General features: G+C 70.5%; 14 protein-coding genes and 1 pseudogene. 12 read left to right on the top strand and 3 right to left on the bottom strand.

All coding sequences use genetic code 11. The annotated features are described in order from the left end of the window. Positions 1-31: 31 nt before the first annotated feature. From QF027_RS39365 to QF027_RS39375, 3 genes are all read left to right on the top strand, one after another. Complete coding sequence (locus tag QF027_RS39365; RefSeq protein ID WP_307080117.1) at positions 32-1588, top strand: aldehyde dehydrogenase family protein; 1557 nt, start codon at positions 32-34, stop codon at positions 1586-1588. Positions 1589-1671: 83 nt separating this feature from the next. Further along, the gene (gene frc, locus QF027_RS39370; RefSeq protein ID WP_307080119.1) at positions 1672-2901 is read left to right on the top strand and encodes a formyl-CoA transferase; all 1230 of its coding nucleotides are present in this window, start codon (positions 1672-1674) and stop codon (positions 2899-2901) included. 29 nt (positions 2902-2930) lie between these two features. Then, positions 2931-3452: a beta-class carbonic anhydrase gene (locus tag QF027_RS39375; RefSeq protein ID WP_307080121.1), complete on the top strand. Its 522-nt coding sequence runs from the start codon at positions 2931-2933 to the stop codon at positions 3450-3452. Positions 3453-3489: 37 nt separating this feature from the next. Here QF027_RS39375 and QF027_RS39380 read toward each other — a convergent pair whose 3' ends face one another. Beyond that, a complete protein-coding gene (locus QF027_RS39380; RefSeq protein ID WP_306974095.1) occupies positions 3490-4182 on the bottom strand; it encodes a GntR family transcriptional regulator in 693 nt (230 codons plus the stop codon). 142 nt (positions 4183-4324) lie between these two features. Between QF027_RS39380 and QF027_RS39385 the strand changes: the two genes are divergently transcribed. Further along, a complete protein-coding gene (locus QF027_RS39385; protein WP_306974093.1) occupies positions 4325-5131 on the top strand; it encodes an acyl-CoA dehydrogenase family protein in 807 nt (268 codons plus the stop codon). An 18-nt stretch (positions 5132-5149) separates the two neighbouring features. Here QF027_RS39385 and QF027_RS39390 read toward each other — a convergent pair whose 3' ends face one another. Beyond that, a complete protein-coding gene (locus QF027_RS39390; RefSeq protein ID WP_306974091.1) occupies positions 5150-5839 on the bottom strand; it encodes a GntR family transcriptional regulator in 690 nt (229 codons plus the stop codon). Positions 5840-6126: 287 nt separating this feature from the next. Between QF027_RS39390 and QF027_RS39395 the strand changes: the two genes are divergently transcribed. The 6 genes and pseudogenes from QF027_RS39395 to QF027_RS39420 all read left to right on the top strand — a co-directional run bounded on the left by QF027_RS39395 (position 6127) and on the right by QF027_RS39420 (position 12260). After that, positions 6127-6606 (top strand): formate dehydrogenase subunit gamma, encoded by a 480-nt coding sequence (locus QF027_RS39395; protein WP_306974089.1) that lies wholly within the window; start codon positions 6127-6129, stop codon positions 6604-6606. Further along, on the top strand, positions 6603-8216 hold the full coding sequence (locus tag QF027_RS39400) for a formate dehydrogenase beta subunit (RefSeq protein ID WP_306974086.1): 1614 nt from the start codon (positions 6603-6605) through the stop codon (positions 8214-8216). The genes QF027_RS39395 and QF027_RS39400 overlap by 4 nt, the downstream gene beginning before the upstream one ends. 107 nt (positions 8217-8323) lie before the next feature. Then, positions 8324-8861: pseudogene (locus QF027_RS39405) on the top strand (2Fe-2S iron-sulfur cluster-binding protein); the annotation flags it as partial. 54 nt (positions 8862-8915) lie between these two features. Next, on the top strand, positions 8916-11030 hold the full coding sequence (fdhF, locus tag QF027_RS39410) for a formate dehydrogenase subunit alpha (protein ID WP_307082654.1): 2115 nt from the start codon (positions 8916-8918) through the stop codon (positions 11028-11030). A gap of 31 nt (positions 11031-11061) precedes the next feature. Continuing rightward, positions 11062-11244 carry a formate dehydrogenase subunit delta gene (locus QF027_RS39415; protein ID WP_307080122.1) on the top strand — a complete coding sequence of 61 codons (183 nt, stop codon included), beginning with the start codon at positions 11062-11064 and terminating at the stop codon, positions 11242-11244. Positions 11245-11327: 83 nt separating this feature from the next. Further along, complete coding sequence (locus QF027_RS39420; protein WP_306974081.1) at positions 11328-12260, top strand: LysR family transcriptional regulator; 933 nt, start codon at positions 11328-11330, stop codon at positions 12258-12260. A gap of 391 nt (positions 12261-12651) precedes the next feature. Here QF027_RS39420 and QF027_RS39425 read toward each other — a convergent pair whose 3' ends face one another. Next, positions 12652-14235 carry a FadD7 family fatty acid--CoA ligase gene (locus tag QF027_RS39425; RefSeq protein WP_307080124.1) on the bottom strand — a complete coding sequence of 528 codons (1584 nt, stop codon included), beginning with the start codon at positions 14233-14235 and terminating at the stop codon, positions 12652-12654. Between the two features lie 254 nt (positions 14236-14489). On the opposite strand from QF027_RS39425, the gene oxc reads away from it, so the two are divergent. Together oxc and frc (QF027_RS39435) are read left to right on the top strand one after the other, a co-directional pair. Continuing rightward, on the top strand, positions 14490-16238 hold the full coding sequence (gene oxc, locus QF027_RS39430) for an oxalyl-CoA decarboxylase (protein ID WP_307080126.1): 1749 nt from the start codon (positions 14490-14492) through the stop codon (positions 16236-16238). A gap of 78 nt (positions 16239-16316) precedes the next feature. Next, positions 16317-17573 (top strand): formyl-CoA transferase, encoded by a 1257-nt coding sequence (gene frc, locus QF027_RS39435; protein ID WP_306974074.1) that lies wholly within the window; start codon positions 16317-16319, stop codon positions 17571-17573. The last annotated feature ends 24 nt before the right edge of the window (positions 17574-17597 follow it).

The following is a 17597-nucleotide window of genomic DNA, read 5'->3' on the forward strand; positions in this document are numbered from 1 at the left end:
CCCGACTGTGCACCGAGAGCGGAGACATCGCATGACAACCACCCTCAACTCGACCGACCTCGTGGTGAAGTCCGGTACCTCCTGGAACGACGCCTGGCAGCGCTGCCTCGCCGTCGCCCCCGAGGCCTTCCGGGACGACCGCGTCCTCAACCTCTGGGGCTCCGCCTGGCGGGCCGACGGCCGGGCCCTGCCCGCCACCAGCCCCGTCGACGGCAGCCCGATCGCCGGCCCGCCGCGCCTGGACCGGGAAGCCGCCCACCAGGCCGTCCGCGCCTCCCTCGACCAGCACCGCGCCTGGCGGCACATACGGCTCGAAGAGCGCCGGGCCCGCGTCGCGGCCACCCTCGACGCCCTCACCCAGCACCGCGAACTCCTCGCCCTCCTGCTCGTCTGGGAGATCGGCAAGCCCTGGCGCCTCGCGCAGGCGGACGTCGACCGGGCCATCGACGGCGTGCGCTGGTACGTCGACGGCATCGAGCCGATGGTCGAGGGCCGGGTCCCGCTGGACGGCCCGGTGTCCAACATCGCGAGCTGGAACTACCCGATGAGCGTGCTCGTTCACGCCATGCTGGTACAGGCCCTGGCGGGCAACGCGGTCATCGCCAAGACCCCGACCGACGGCGGCGTCGCCTGTCTCACCCTGGCCTGTGCGCTGGCCGCCCGCGAGGGCATCCCCGTCACCCTGGTCAGCGGCAGCGGGGGAGAGCTGTCGGAGGCGCTGGTGCGGGCGCCCGAGATCGGCTGTGTCTCCTTCGTCGGCGGCCGCGACACCGGAGCCGCCGTCGCCACGGCCGTCGCCGACCTCGGCAAGCGTCACGTCCTCGAACAGGAGGGACTCAACACCTGGGGCATCTGGAACCACACCGACTGGGACGCGCTGACCGCCGTCATCCCCAAGCTCTTCGACTACGGCAAACAGCGCTGCACCGCCTACCCGCGGTTCGTCGTCCAGCGCGAGCTGTTCGACGAGTTCCTGGCGGCCTACCTTCCCGCGGTGCGCACCCTGCGCCTGGGGCACCCGCTCGCCGTCGAGCACCCGGACGACCCCTACCCTGCACTGGACTTCGGACCGGTGATCAACGCGGCCAAGGCGAAGGAACTGCGCGACCAGGTCGCCGAGGCCATCGACCGCGGAGCCGTCCCGGTCCACCGCGGCAGCGAGGCGGACGCCCGCTTCCTGTCCGGCCAGGACACCTCCGCGTACGTCCAGCCCGTCACCCTTCTCAACCCGCCCCCGTCCTCACCCCTGCACCACGCGGAACCGTTCGGCCCGGTCGACACCATCGTCCTGGTCGACACGGAGGCGGAACTGCTCGCCGCGATGAACGCCTCCAACGGCGCCCTGGTGGCCACCCTTTCCACCGACGACCGGGCCACCTTCGACCGGCTCGCCCCGCAGATCCGCGCGTTCAAGGTCGGCCACGGCAAGCCGCGTTCCCGCGGCGACCGCGACGAGCTCTTCGGCGGGTTCGGCGCCTCCTGGCGCGGCGCCTTCGTCGGCGGCGAGCTGCTGGTGCGCGCGGTCACCCGGGGCCCGGCCGGCGAGCGGCTGCCCGGGAACTTCCCCGAGTACCAGCTGATGCCGTGAGGCGCGTCCGGGCGGCGCCCCGCGAAGGGGCGGCCGCCCGGCCACCGGCGAACACACGACGACGCAGAGATGGGGTGGCGAGCATGACGACGGCTCTTGAGGGTGTGCGGGTGCTGGATATGACGCATGTGCAGTCGGGTCCGTCGGCGACGCAGTTGCTGGCGTGGCTGGGGGCGGATGTGGTGAAGGTGGAGGCGCCGGGCGGGGACATCACGCGCCGGCAGCTGCGGGATGTCCCGGATGCGGATTCCCTGTATTTCACGATGCTCAACTGCAACAAGCGCAGCATCACGCTGAACACCAAGACGGAGCGGGGGCGGGAGATCCTGACCGCGCTGATCCGGGGTGCGGATGTGATGGTGGAGAACTTCGCGCCGGGTGCGGTGGAGCGGATGGGGTTCACGTGGGAGCGGATCCGGGAGATCAACCCGCGGATCGTGTATGCCTCGATCAAGGGTTTCGGGGACGGCCCGTACACCGCTTTCAAGGCGTACGAGGTGGTGGCGCAGGCGATGGGCGGCTCGATGGCCACCACCGGTTTCGAGGACGGGCCGCCGCTGGCGACCGGCGCGCAGATCGGTGACTCGGGCACCGGGATCCACGCGGTGGCCGCCATCCTGGCTGCGCTGCTGCAGCGCGAGAGGACCGGGCGCGGGCAGCGGGTGAACGTGGCGATGCAGCACGCGGTGCTCAACCTGTGCCGGGTCAAACTCCGTGACCAGCAGCGCCTGGCCCACGGCCCGCTCGCCGAGTACCCCAACGACGACTTCACCGACGAGGTGCCGCGCTCGGGCAACGCCTCCGGCGGCGGGCAGCCCGGCTGGGCCGTGCGCTGTGCGCCCGGGGGTCCCAACGACTACGTGTACGTCATCGTCCAGCCCGTCGGCTGGACACCCCTGGCGGCACTGATCGGCCGGCCCGAACTCGCCGAGGACCCCGAGTGGGCCACCCCCGAGGCCCGCCTGCCGAAACTGGCGAAGATGTTCCAGCTGATCGAGGAATGGACGGCGACGCTGCCCAAGTGGCAGGTGCTGGAACAACTGAACGCGCACAACATCCCGTGCGGGCCGATCCTGTCCCCGAAAGAGATCATCGAGGACGCCTCCCTCGCCGCGAACGACATGATCGTCGAAGTCGGGCACCCGCAGCGCGGCACCTTCACCACCGTCGGCAACCCCCTCAAACTCTCCGACTCCCCCACCACCATCACCACCCCACCCCTCCTCGGCCAGCACAACGAAGAGATCTACATCGGCGAACTCCGACTCTCCCGGGCCGAGTTGCCGCAGCTCAAGGAGCAGGGCGTCATCTGACCGACCCGACCGGAGTGAGGTAGCCCCACATGTCGACTTCAGTACCCCGTACCACGACGGTCACCGACCGGCTCGTGGAAGCCAACCGCGCCTACGCCGCCCGATTCACCGACCCCGGCATGGGCGCCCGCCCTGTTCTGCGCGTGGCCGTCGTGGCGTGCATGGACGCCCGCCTCGACCTGCACGCCGCGCTCGGACTGGAGCTCGGCGACTGTCACACCATCCGCAACGCCGGGGGAGTCGTCACCGACGACACGATCCGTTCTCTGACGATCAGTCAGCGTGCCCTCGGTACCCGCAGTGTGGCGCTCATCCACCACACCGGCTGCGGTCTCCAGACCCTGACCGAGGACTTCCGGCACGAACTGGAACTGGAGGTCGGCCAGCGTCCCGCGTGGGCGGTGGAGGCCTTCCGGGATGTCGACCAGGACGTACGGCAGTCCGTGCAACGCGTACGCACCTCGCCGTTCCTCCCGCACACCGACGATGTGCGGGGGTTCGTGTTCGACGTGACGACGGGGCTGCTGCGGGAGATCGACCCGAACTCCTGAGCCGGCCGCGCCCCTTGGCGGTGGTGGTCGGCCGGGGTCAGTCGTCCCGGCCGACCACCGCGGCGATCTGCTCGCAGTAGAAGTCGGTGGTGTTCCGGGTGTGCCGGCGCATGAGCTCCTCGGCGCGGTCGGCGGCACCCTCGCCGATGGCCTCGATGATCCTCGCGTGCTCGTTCCAGGCGTCCTTGCCGCGGGGCTTGGCGATGGGCATGTAGTACCAGCGCACCCGCCGGTCGACCTGAGGGATGAGTTCGGCGAGGACCGCGTTGCGGGACAGCAGGGTGATGTGGCCGTGGAGGGCGGCGTTCGCCTCCACGATGGCCCGGGCGTCCCCGGCCGCGAGGGCGGTCAGACCGGTCTGCTGGAGTTCCCACAGCCGGGCGACATCACGGGCGGTGGCGTGCCGGGCCGCGCCGCGCGCGGAGTGGGTCTCCAGGAGGGCCCGGACGCTGAGGAGTTGGGCGCACTCCTGCGTGGTGGGGGAGTGGACGAACGCCCCCTGCGAAGGGCGCAGATCGACCCAGCCGGCGGTCTGGAGCCGCTGCAGCGCCTCCCGGATCGGCTGCCGGCTCACCCCGAGGCTCTCCGCCAGCTCGGCCTCGACGAGGTGCTGGCCGGGTGTGAGCGAACCGTTGATGATCAGTTCGGTGAGGGCCTCGTACACGGCCTGGCGGAGCGGAGTGGGCCTGCTGATCGGGCCGCGGGCTGTCACGGTGGATGTGTCGGGCATGGGCCCTGTCTCCCTCGTTCGGCTGATGGGTCCCGGGAAATTGCCCGGCTGGACCCCTGGCGCGGTGACCTTCCCATGCAGAATACTGTATGCAATCATCATTCGACAGTGGACCAGCAGCCACACCCGAGGGGGTCGCCCCGTGTCGTACCGCACCGCTCTCTCCGAAGTCCTGACCAGTGTCGTCGGACCCGTCTCCGAAGCAACCGCCGTCCAGGGCCGGTTCCCCCGCGGCGCCGTGACGGCTCTCGGCCGCGCCGGACTGCTGGGACTCACCGTCTCCCTCCGATTCGGCGGCGGGGGACGGGGGTTGCCGGAGGCCGCCGACGTGGTCGCGCGGACCGCGCGTGTCTGCCCGGCGACGGCGGCCGTCCTCCAGTCCCACTACACGGCGGTCGCCGTCATCGAGGCATACGGCGGGTCCTGGACACGGGGCGAGATCGCCGCCGGACGCCACCTCGCCAGTCTCGCGCTCGCCGAGTCGGAGGGGGAGTCGGAGGCCGAGGGCGACGGGCCGACGGCCGAGACCCAGCTCCTCGCGCCGCGCTCCGTGGCCACCCGTTCCGGTGAGGTGGTAGCCCTGCGGGCCCGCAAGCAGCGAGTGGTCGCGGCGGGGGAGGCCGACCTGTACGTCTGGTCCTCCCGACCCCTCACCGCCCCCGACGGGCTGACGCTCTGGGCGGTCCCGGCGCACGCCCCGGACCTGTTCGTCCCGGCCCGGCCCGGCGCCGCGGGACCACGCGGCACCGCGACCTCCACGGTGTTCGCCGACCCGGTGCGGGTGCCCGCGGAGGCGATGCTCGGAACGGACGGCGGCGGACTCGACATCGTGCTGCGCACGGTCCTGCCGTGGCTGCTCGAACTACGGGCCGCCGCCGAGATCCGCCGCCCGCCGGCCCTCGGCCTCGGGAGCGCCCGTCGCCCCGCCGGCTCCCTCGCCGCGTCCTGAACCGTGCCCGGGAAAACGTCAGTCCTGGTTCGCCCCGGCCGCGATCTGCCTGCGGTAGAAGTCGGTCGTACGCTCGGTGTGCTTGCGCATGACCTCGCCCGCCTGGTCCGCGTCCCCCTTGGCGATGGCCCTGATGAGCTGGGTGTGCTCGTTCCAGGCCTCCTTGCCGCGGGGTTTGGCGATGGGCGTGTAGTACCACCGGACCTTCTGTCCGACCTGGGCGATCAGTTCGGCCAGCACGGCGTTGTCGGCGACGGCGGTGATGAAGTCGTGCAGCGCGGTGTTGGCCACGACCAGGCGCTCGACGTCGCCGTCGGCGAGAGCGGCGACCCCGTCCAGCTGGAGTTCGTCGAGACGCGCGATGTCCTCGGGCTTCGCGTTCTTCGCCGCGAGCTGGGCCGAGTAGGTCTCCAGGACCGAGCGGACGCCGAGGAGCTGGGCGGCCTCCTCCGCCGTGGGGGAGTGGACGAAGGCACCCTGGGCGGGCCGCAGATCGACCCAGCCGGCGGTCTGGAGCCGCTGCAGAGCCTCGCGGACCGGCTGACGGCTGACGCCGAGGTGTTCGGCGAGCTCGGCCTCGACCAGATGCTGGCCCGGCTTGAGGGAGCCGTTGACGATCAGCTCGGTCAGGGCGTCGTACACGGCCTGACGCAGCGGTGCCGGGCGGGTGACGCGCCGGGACGCTGCGGCCGTGAGTGCCTCGCGCATGGTTGTCCCGTTCTGCCGCCGCTGTCGCGGAATGGCGGCCTTGCCGAGTGGGGCCGTCCGGAGGGTCGCCGAACGGCCGCGTCAGCATACAGGTTTTGGTATGCAACATGGCGAGTGTCTGTGCGGGGTCCGCCCTGGTGGGCGCACCTGACGCGCAGTCCGGTGTCCGTGCTTCTCCGGTCTGCCTGCTGTACGGCAGGGTTGTGTATACAGAAGTCTGTATGGAGTATGTTCTGAGTCTCCTGCATCCCTCGCCGGGGACCCGTGTGACGGAAGGCGAAGCGATCATGACGACCAGCGGGAGTGACGTGACGGTCGAGAGCGTGGTCCGGCGGGTGGTGGCCCGGCACCGGGGCGAGCGCGGGGCGCTGCTGCCCGTACTGCACGCCGTCCAGGCCGAGTTGGGCCATGTGCCGCAGGAGGCCGTACCGGTGCTCGCCGAAGAGCTCAACCTCTCCAGGGCGGACGTCCACGGAGTGGTGACCTTCTACCACGACTTCCGTCGCGAGCCCGCGGGCCGCACCACCGTGCGCATCTGCCGCGCCGAGGCCTGCCAGGCGCTGGGCGCCGACCAGCTGGTGAGCTACGCGCGCCAGTCCGGACTGCCCCTGGGGGAGACGACGGCGGACGGCTCCGTCACCGTCGAGCAGGTCTTCTGCCTCGGCAACTGCGCACTCGGGCCGTCGGTGGAAGCCAACGGACGGCTGTACGGACGAGTTGGCCCGGACAAGCTGGGCTCGATTCTCAACGGGACGGTCTCCTCATGAACAACCCCTCGCACGCCACGGCCACCGTGTACGTCCCTCGCGACTCCGCAGCCAGGTCCGTCGGCGCGGACGAGGTCGCGCAGGCGCTCCAACACGCTGCGGGCGCCGGGGACTTCGCGCTGGACGTCGTACGCAATGGATCGCGCGGCATGCTGTGGCTGGAGCCACTGGTCGAGGTGGTGACCCCCCAAGGGCGTGTCGGCTACGGTCCGGTGACCTCGGAGGACGTCGAGGGTCTGCTGGCCGCGGGCATGCTCGACGGCGCCGATCATCCCCTGCGGCTCGGTCTCGTCGACGAACTGCCCTGGCTGGCACGCCAGAACCGCGTCACCTTCGCCAGAGTCGGCGTGACCGACCCGCTGTCGACCGAGGACTACGAAGCCCACGGCGGCCTCGCGGGACTGCGCGCCGCCCTTGAGCTCGCCCCCGCGGACGTGGTCGCCGAGGTCACCGCGTCCGGACTGCGCGGCCGCGGAGGCGCCGGATTCCCGGCCGGCATCAAGTGGAAGACCGTGCTGGACTGCGCCGACGAGCTGAAGTTCGTCTGCTGCAACGCCGACGAGGGCGACAGCGGGACCTTCGCCGACCGGATGGTCATGGAGGGCGACCCGTTCATGCTCATCGAGGGCATGACGATCGCCGCACACGCGGTCGGGGCGAGCGAGGGCTACCTGTACATCCGCTCGGAATACCCGGACGCGGTGGCCACGATGCGCCGGGCGATCGGCATCGCCCGCGAGCACGGCTGGCTCGGCAGGAACATCCTCGGCTCCGCCCTCGACTTCGACCTGCACGTCCGCGTCGGCGCCGGCGCGTACATCTGCGGCGAGGAGACCTCCATGCTGGAGAGCCTGGAGGGCAAGCGCGGCATGGTCCGCGCGAAACCGCCGATCCCGGCGATCGAGGGCCTGTTCGGCAAACCGACCGTGGTGAACAACGTCCTCACCCTCGCCACCGTGCCCGTGGTCATGGCCGAGGGCGCGACGGCGTACGAGCAGCTCGGCGTCGAACGCTCCCGCGGCACCCAGGTGTTCCAGCTCGGCGGCAACATCGCCCACGGCGGCATCGTGGAGACCGCCTTCGGCATCACCCTGCGCGAGCTCATCGAGGAGTACGGCGGCGGGACCCACTCCGGACGCCCGGTGCGCACCGCGCAGGTCGGCGGCCCGCTGGGGGCCTACCTGCCGGAGTCGATGTTCGACCTGCCCATGGACTACGAGGCGTTCGCGGCGGCCGGGGCGATGGTCGGCCACGGCGGAGTGGTCGTCTTCGACGACAGCGTCGACATGGCCGCGCAGGCCCGCTTCGCGATGGAGTTCTGCGCCGAGGAGTCCTGCGGCAAGTGCACACCGTGCCGGGTCGGCGCGGTGCGCGGCGTCGAGGTGATCGACAAGATCGTCGCCGGCACTCACCGGGACGAGAACCTCGCCCTGCTCGAAGACCTCTGCGACCTGATGACCGAGGGTTCGCTGTGCGCGATGGGCGGGCTCACCCCGCTGCCCGTGCGCAGCGCCCTCACCCATTTCCCCGACGACTTCCTCGGCGGCCGTCGACTCCTGGACATCCAGCCCGTACAGGCGACGGGCCCGAGGACGGAGGGCACGGCATGACACTCCTCAAGGAACCCGACTTCGGAACCCCCGAGAGGCCCGGCCCGGCGACGGTGTCCGTCGAGGTGGACGGCCTGCCGGTGACCGTCCCCGAGGGCACCTCGGTGATGCGCGCGGCCGCGCAGGCCGGCGTCGACATACCCAAACTCTGCGCCACCGACAAGCCTGGAGGCGTTCGGCTCCTGCCGGCTGTGCGTGGTGGAGATCGACGGCCGGCGCGGCACCCCGGCGTCCTGCACCACCCCGTGCGCCGACGGCATGAAGGTGAGCACCCAGACGCCGAAGGTGGAGAAGCTCCGCCAGGGCGTCATGGAGCTCTACATCTCCGACCACCCCCTGGACTGCCTGACCTGCCCGGCCAACGGGGACTGCGAACTCCAGGACATGGCAGGGGTGGTGGGCCTCAGGCAGGTCCGCTACGGCTACGAGGGCGAGAACCACCTCGACGCCGAGAAGGACACCTCCAACCCCTACTTCGACTTCGACCCCTCCAAGTGCATCGCCTGCTCCCGCTGCGTCCGCGCCTGCGGCGAGGTCCAGGGCACCTTCGCCCTCACCATCGAGGGCCGCGGCTTCGACTCCAAGGTCTCGCCGGGCGCCGGCGAGACCTTCATGGACTCCGAGTGCGTCTCCTGCGGAGCCTGCGTCCAGGCCTGCCCGACGTCCACGCTCCAGGAGCGTTCGGTCGTCGAACTGGGCATGCCCACCAGGTCGGTGGTGACCACCTGCGCGTACTGCGGGGTCGGCTGCTCCTTCAAGGCCGAACTGCGCGGCGACGAACTCGTGCGCATGGTGCCGTACAAGGACGGCGGGGCCAACGAGGGCCACTCCTGCGTGAAGGGCCGCTTCGCCTTCGGCTACGCCACCCACCCCGACCGCAGGCTCAAGCCCATGGTGCGCGACCGGATCACCGACCCCTGGCGCGAGGTCGAGTGGGACGAGGCGATCGGCACGGTCGCCCGCCGGATGCGCGAGATCCAGGACCGGCACGGGTCGAGCGCGATCGGCGCCATCACCTCCTCACGGTGCACCAACGAAGAGGTCTACGTCGTACAGAAGATGGTCCGCGCGGCCTTCGGCAACAACAACGTCGACACCTGCGCCCGCGTCTGCCACTCCCCGACGGGATACGGCCTCAAGCAGACCTTCGGCGAGTCGGCCGGCACCCAGGACTTCCGCTCGGTCGCCGAGGCCGACGTCATCATGGTGATCGGCGCCAACCCCACCGACGGCCACCCGGTGTTCGCCTCCCGGATGAAGCGCCGACTGCGCGAGGGCGCCAAGCTGATCGTCGTGGACCCGCGCCGCATCGACCTCGTGCGCTCGCCGCACATCGAGGCGCAGCACCACCTCCAGCTCCGGCCCAGCACCAACGTGGCCGTGGTCAACGCGATGGCGCACGTCGTGGTCGCCGAGGGCCTGGTCGACCGTTCCTTCGTGGACGCGCGGTGCGAAGGCTTCGACGAGTGGGCCGAGTTCATCGCCCGCCCGGAGAACAGCCCGGAGGCCGTGGAGGAGATCACCGGCGTACCGGCCGCCGAACTCCGGGCGGCGGCACGGCTGTACGCCGAAGCGCCCAACGGGGCCATCTACTACGGCCTCGGCGTCACCGAGCACAGCCAGGGCTCGACCATGGTCATGGGAATGGCCAACCTCGCGATGGCGTGCGGGAACATCGGCCGCGACGGCGTCGGCGTGAACCCGCTGCGCGGCCAGAACAACGTGCAGGGCTCCTGCGACATGGGCTCGTTCCCGCATGAACTCCCCGGCTACCGGCACGTCTCCGACGACGCCGTCCGGACCGTCTTCGAGAACCTCTGGGGCGGAACCCTCCTCGCCGAGCCGGGACTTCGCATCCCCAACATGTTCGACGCGGCCATCGACGGCACCTTCCGCGGCCTGTTCGTCCACGGCGAGGACATCGCCCAGTCCGACCCCAACCTCAAGCACGTCACCGCAGCCCTCGAAGCGATGGAACTCGTCGTCGTCCAGGACCTGTTCCTCAACGAGACGGCCAAGTTCGCGCACGTCTTCCTGCCCGGGGCGTCCTTCCTGGAGAAGGACGGCACCTTCACGAACGCCGAACGCCGTATCAACCGGGTACGCGCGGTGATGAAGCCGAAGACGGGCAAGCACGAGTGGCAGATCGTCAGCGAGATCGCCACCGCCATGGGCTACGAGATGTCCTACGACCATCCGGGCCAGATCATGGACGAGATCGCGTCGGTCACCCCGACGTTCACCGGGGTCTCCTTCGAGCTCCTCGACAAGCTCGGCAGCGTCCAGTGGCCGTGCAACGAGGAGGCGCCCGAGGGCACGCCGATCATGCACGTGGACGAGTTCGTGCGCGGCAAGGGCAAGTTCGTGGTCACCTCCTACGTGCCGACCAACGAACGCAGCACCCGGCGCTTCCCGTTGGTCCTCACCACGGGCCGCATCCTCAGCCAGTACAACGTCGGCGCGCAGACCCGCCGTACCGGCAATGTCGCCTGGCACCCCGAGGACGTACTGGAGCTGCACCCGCACGACGCCGAGGTCCGCGGCATCAATCACGGCGACATGGTCACCCTGGCCAGCCGCGTCGGGCAGACGACTCTGCGCGCGGAGATCTCCGACCGCATGCCGACCGGGGTCGTGTACACCACGTTCCACCACCCCGTCACCGGCGCCAACGTGGTGACCACCGAGAACTCCGACTGGGCGACCAACTGCCCCGAGTACAAGGTGACCGCCGTACAGGTCGCGCTCGCCCGCCCGGACCGCTCGAGTGACACCGAGGCTGCCGGGAACGACCTCGTGACGGTGGTGGACTGAGATGACAGCGACCGTGCCGTCGGAGTGCAGGATGGCCAACGACATCGCCAGGAACCTCGGGCACCTGCCGGGGGAGGACGCCGCGGAGGCGATCGCGGGGCACATCGGCAGGTTCTGGGACCCGCGCATGCGCACCCGGCTCCACGAATTCGTCGATGCAGGGGTGGACGGAATCGACCCCCTGGTGGTGGCCGCGGTGAAGCTTCTGCGCTGAGCCGTGCGGTCTCCTCCCTGTACATCACTCCACACTGCATACAGTATGGAGCCAGTGATCCGGTGGGCAGGGAGGAGCCGCTCATGCTGTTCCGGCAGCTCGAATACTTCGTGGCGGTGGCGAGGGAACGGCACTTCGCGCGGGCGGCGGAATCCTGCTACGTCTCCCAGCCCGCGCTCTCGGCGGCGATCGCCAAGCTGGAGCGGGAGCTGAACGTCACGCTGATCAACCGCGGCCACAACTACCAGGGCCTCACCCCGGAGGGCGAGCGGCTCGTGGTGTGGGCCAAGCGGATCCTCGCCGAACAGGACGCCTTCAAGGCCGAGGTGGCCGCCGTGCAGTCCGGCATCACGGGGACCCTGCGGCTCGGCACCGATCCCACCGCGTCCACGACCCTCGCGCTTCCCGTGGCCGCGTTCTGCGCGGCGCACCCGCTGGCCAAGGTCCAGGTCCGCTCCCGGCTGTCGACGAAGGAACTCCACCGCCAGCTGCGCGACTACGAACTCGACGTGGCCATCGCCCACTTCGATCCGGACGACCAGGAGGGCCTCCAGGTCGTCCCCCTCTACCAGGAGAGGTACATGCTCCTGGTCTCCGACGACCAGTTGGTGGCCCAGTCCGCCACCGTGTCCTGGGCGGACGCGGCGCAGTTGCCGCTCGCACTGCTGACGCCGGACATGCGGATCCGCCAGATCGTCGACACCGTGTTCGCGGAGAAGGGGTACGTGGTGACCCCGCAGGTCGAGACGGACTCGATCGCCTCCCTCTACGCACACGTGGGCGGCGGTGGCTGGGCGAGCATCGTGCCCCACACCTGGCTGCGCGCGATGCCGGTGGTCGGCCGGACGAGAGCCCTGCCGCTGGTCGACCCGGAGGCCGGAGCCCAGGTCTCTGTGGCGATCCACGCGGCGACCCCCGGCTCGGTCGCCGCCCGGGCGTTCGTCAACGCGGCGACCGGCCTCTCCCTGGACGACTTCTTCGCCCGCCCACTGCCTGCCGAACACCGGGTGCGCTGAGCTCCGCCAGGGAGCGCGTGTCCCGCCGGCGCTGTTTTCTCCGGTCCGGTTCTCGTTTCACGGTGTACGGCAGTGCGGCGGCGGGCCTGTCCGGGACGAACTCCTTGCCGGCCGCTCCCTGCCGGGCACGGCGGGCGCTGCCCCGGCTGCCCCGTCGGGGTGCTGCCCCGAGACTGCCTTGTCGGGGTGCTGCCTCGGACAGGCCGCTCCTTGCGGGGGATGGCGGGCGCTGTCCCGGCTGCCCTGTCGGGGCGTTGCCCCGAGACTGCCTTGTCGGGGTGCTGCCTCGGACAGGCCGCTCTCTGCCGGGCACCGCGGACACTGCCCCCGACTGTCCCGCCGGGACGCTGCCCCGAGACTGCCCCATCGGGCCCGGCCCCCGAATGCCCCGTCAGGGTGCGTACCGCGCCTGCACCGCCTTCCGGTCCAGGCCTCCCTTCGCGGTGTACGGCAGCGCGGCGACCAGTTCGAGCCGGTCCGGCACTTCGAACGCGGCCAGCCGGTCACGGCAGTACCGCAGGATCTCCTCGCGCCCGACACCCTCGGCCTCGCGCACCACTACGGCGGCACCGACCCGCTGCCCGTAAACCCCGTCGGGCACCGCGAACACGGCCGCCTCCGCGACCCCCGGGCAGCCGGCCAGGATGTCCTCGACATGCTCGGGCGAGATCTTCTCCCCACCCCGGTTGATGAGGTTCTTGATCCGCCCGGTCAGCGACAGGTACCCGTCCTCGTCCAGCGCGCCCAGATCACCGGTGCGCAGCCACCCGTCGACGAAGGTCCGCGCCGACTCCTCCCCGTCGGCGAGATAACCCCGGGCGACCGTGGGCCCCTGCACCCACACCTCACCCTCGACGCCCACCGGACAGGGACGCCCGCCCCGGTCCACGACCCGCACCTCGACCCCGGTCGCCAGGCCCACCGACCCCTGCCTGAGCGCTCCCCGCTGCGGCAGCGGTTCGCTGGTCGCCTGGTGCGAGGACTCGGTCATCCCGTATGCGGACAGCAGCGGCGCGCCGAACGTGCGCTCCAGTGCCCGCTGCGTCGCCGTGTTGAGGGGCGCGCTGCAACTGCGGACGAACTTCAGCGGCGGCGCCTGCGGACCCGGGTACTCCCGCTCCGACCGGTCCAGAAGGATCTCGTGGATCGCCGGCACCGCCGTGAACCAGGTGGCGGCCACGGCCCGCATGTCGTCCCAGAACGTGCCCGCCGAGAACCGCCCCCGCTCGGGCAGCAGCACACAGCCCCCGCTCGCCAGGGAGGCCAGCAGTGCCGCGAACAGCCCATGACCGTGGAAGAACGGCATCACCGCGACCGTCGCGTCCCCGGGGCCCAACTCGTAGGTGGCGCAGATGTTCCGGAGCGAGGCGGCCACATTGGCGTGCGTCAACGGGACCATCTTTGCCCGGTCGGTGGTGCCTGCGGTGAACAGCACGAGAGCGTCCCGCTCCGACAACTCACCGGCTGCGCCCCCGCCTTGCGACACTTCGCAGACGCCAGGGTCGAGTACCACCGCAGCCGTCCCCGCCCCGGAGACGTCCACGCGCAGCGGCCAGGCCGGCACCGGAAGCGGGATGACACCGGGCACCGACGGATCGAGGAGAACCACCCGCGCCCCCAACGCGAGCAGCCGCGCGGACAGTTGGGGCTCGGGCAGCGCGGGATCCAACGGAGCGGCCACCAGCCCGGCCCGCGCCGCGCCGAGCAACCCGACGACGAACTCCGCGGTGTTGGCGCAGATCAGGCCGACCGCGTCACCGGGGCGCAGCCCCGCACCACCGAGCCGGGCGGCCACGTCGTCAGCCAGGGACGCGAGCCCCCGGTACGACAGGTGCACACGCTCGCCGGTCACCACGAGGGCCCGGGCGTCCGGGCGTTCACGTACCTGCCGGTCGAGGAGGTCGACAAGGCCCGTGACCTCCGAAGGCCGGTACCGGTTCGCGTCACGCACGGCTGCCGCGGCCGGAACGGCCATGACCCCACCCCCTCGCACAGGTCCGACGAAACATCCACTGCGAGCGTGCGGTGGCACCCGGTGCGCGTCCAATACCCGCTGGCGAACGGCCGATAGCGGCTGTCTATCAAGGCAGTTGCCAGACCCCTGACCAGCCCTCGATAGACGCCGTTTATCGGCTGGTCGCCGATGGGTCTTGGACGCGGACGAGCGCGCTGCGGATGGTGAGAGAAGTAGCCGCTCCGGCAGGACCTGCCCAAGGAGGACCTCGGACCATGACCGCCCCCTCGACACTGGAGACCGCGGCAGCAGCCGACGTTCCGACCGAGCTCACCGACGGGTACCACCTGGTCGTCGACGCACTCAGGATGAACGACGTCGACACCATCTACGGGGTGGTCGGCATCCCGATCACCGACCTGGCCCGGCTCGCCCAGGCGCAGGGCATCCGCTACATCGGCTTCCGCCACGAGAGCAACGCCGGACACGCGGCCGCCATCGCCGGCTACCTCAACAAGAAACCCGGCGTGGCCCTCACGGTCTCGGCCCCGGGCTTCCTCAACGGCCTGGTCGCCCTGGCGAACGCGACCACCAACTGCTTCCCGATGGTCCAGATCTCCGGCTCCAGCGAGCGCCACCTCGTCGACCTCAAACAGGGCGACTACGAGGAGATGGACCAGCTCGCCGCCGCGCAGCCCTTCGTGAAGGCCGCCTACCGGGTGAGCCGGGTGGAGGACATCGGCCGCGGCATCGCCCGCGCCCTGCGCACCGCGATCTCGGGACGCCCCGGCGGTGTCTATCTCGACATCCCCGCCGCGGTGCTCGGCGCCATCATGCCCAAGGAGGAGGGCGACCGGACGCTGAGCCGTCTCGTGGACCCCGCGCCGCGCCAGCTGCCGGCGCCGGAGGCCGTGGACCGGGCGATCGAGCTCCTTGCCTCCGCCGAGCGCCCGCTGGTGGTGCTGGGCAAGGGAGCCGCGTACGCCCAAGCGGACGCCAAGGTACGGCAGTTCATCGAGTCGACCGGCATTCCGTACGTACCGATGTCGATGGCGAAGGGCCTGCTGCCCGACGATCACCCCCAGTCGGCGGCCACCGCCCGTTCCCTGGCGCTGAAGAAGGCCGACGTCGTGATGCTGATCGGCGCCCGCCTCAACTGGCTGCTCGGCCATGGCCAGGCCGGGTGGAACCCCGACGCCAAGTTCGTCCAGATCGACATCGACCCCAAGGAGATGGACAGCAACCAGCCCATCTCCGCACCGCTCGTCGGTGACATCGAGTCGGTGCTCGACGCACTCGCCGAACGCACCAAGCCCGGCCAGATCACGGCCCCTTCGGCGTGGCGCGAGGAGCTGGGGGCGCGCTCGGCGCAGAACGTCGCCAAGATGGCCAAGCGCCTGGAGGCCGACCCGCACCCGATGCAGTTCATGGGCGCCCTGAAGGCCGTACGCGACGTCGTGCACGCGCACCCGGAGACGTACATCGTCAACGAGGGCGCCAACGCCCTGGACATCGCGCGCAACGTCATCGACATGCACGTGCCGCGCCACCGCCTCGACAGCGGCACCTGGGGCGTCATGGGCATCGGCATGGGGTACGCCATCGCCGCCGCCGTCGAGAGCGGCGCCCCGGTCGTGGCCATCGAGGGCGACAGCGCCTTCGGGTTCAGCGGCATCGAGATCGAGACGATCTGCCGCTACAAGCTGCCCGTCGTCACCGTGATCATGAACAACGGCGGTGTCTACCGAGGCGACGACACCAACCCGTACGACGACGCCCCCTCACCCACCACCCTCATGTCGGCGGCCCGCCACGACCTGCTCATCGAGGCGTTCGGCGGCAAGGGCTACCGGGCCACCACGCCCGCCGAGGTCACCGCCGCCCTCACCGAGGCTCTCGCCTCCGGCGGCCCCGCGCTCATCGACTGCGTGATCGACCCCTCGGCCGGCACCGAGAGCGGCCACATCTCGCACCTCAACCCCAAGGGCATCACCGTCGGCAACATCACGCCGAAGAAGAAGTGACCGCCTGCACCACGAGTTTCCTCCCTCACGTCCCGAACTCCCGCTGCGTACGCGCACGTTCACGAAAAGGAAGCACACATGAGTGAAAAGCCGCTCGCCGGAATCAAGGTGATCGACTTCACCGGGGTCCAGGCCGGTCCCGCCTGCACGCAGATGCTCGCCTGGTTCGGCGCCGACGTCCTGAAGGTGGAGCGCCCCAACGGCGGAGACGTGACGCGCCGTCAGCTCAGGGACATCGAGGACCTGGACGCGCTCTACTTCACGATGCTAAACAGCAACAAGCGCTCCCTCGCCATCAACACCAAGACCGCGGAGGGCAAGGAGGTCCTGGAGAAGCTCATCAAGGACGCCGACGTCCTGGTGGAGAACTTCGCCCCGGGCGCGCTGGACCGCATGGGCTTCACCTGGGAGCGCATCCAGGAACTCAACCCGCGGCTGATCTTCGGCTCGGTGAAGGGCTTCAACGACCAGTCGTCCTGGAACGACCTCAAGGTCTACGAGAACGTCGCCCAGTGCGCGGGCGGCGCCGCCTCCACCACCGGTTTCTGGGACGGCCCTCCCACCATCTCCGGCGCCGCCATCGGCGACACCAACACCGGTATGCACCTGGCGATCGGCATCCTCACCGCGATCATCGACCGGGGGAAGACCGGACGCGGCCAGAAGGTCTCCGTCTCCATGCAGGACGCCGTGCTCAACCTCTGCCGCGTCAAGCTGCGCGACCAGCAGCGCCTGGAGCGGGTCGGCTACCTGGAGGAGTACCCGCAGTACCCGAACGGCGAGTTCACCGACGTGGTGCCGCGCGGCGGCAACGCGGGCGGCGGTGGCCAGCCCGGCTGGGTGCTCAAGTGCAAGGGCTGGGAGACCGACCCGAACGCGTACATCTACTTCACGGTCCAGGAGCAGAACTGGAAGCGCACCGCCGAGGTGATCGGCCACCCCGAGTGGGCCGAGGACCCGGAGTACGCCACCGCGCGCGCCCGCCAGTCGCACATCTTCGAGATCTTCGAGGAGATCGAGAAGTGGCTCGCGGACAAGACCAAGTACGAGGCGGTGGACATCCTGCGGGAGTGGGAGGTGCCCTGCGCCCCGGTGATGAGCATGAAGGAGATCGCCTACGACGAGGACCTGCGCAACAGCGGCACGGTCGTCGAGGTGGAGCAGAAGGGCCGCGGCACGTATCTGACGGTCGGCAGCCCGGTGAAGTTCTCCTCCTTCAAGCCGGAGGTCGTCGGCGCCCCGCTGCTGGGCGAGCACAGCTCCGAGGTCCTGGTGGAGCTGGGCTACGACGAGGAGACCATCGGCCGGCTGAAGGAGAGCGGGGTCATCGTCTGACGTAGCACCGACACGAAGCGGCCG

Source organism: Streptomyces canus (assembly GCF_030816965.1).
Taxonomy (GTDB): Bacteria; Actinomycetota; Actinomycetes; order Streptomycetales; family Streptomycetaceae; genus Streptomyces; species Streptomyces canus_E.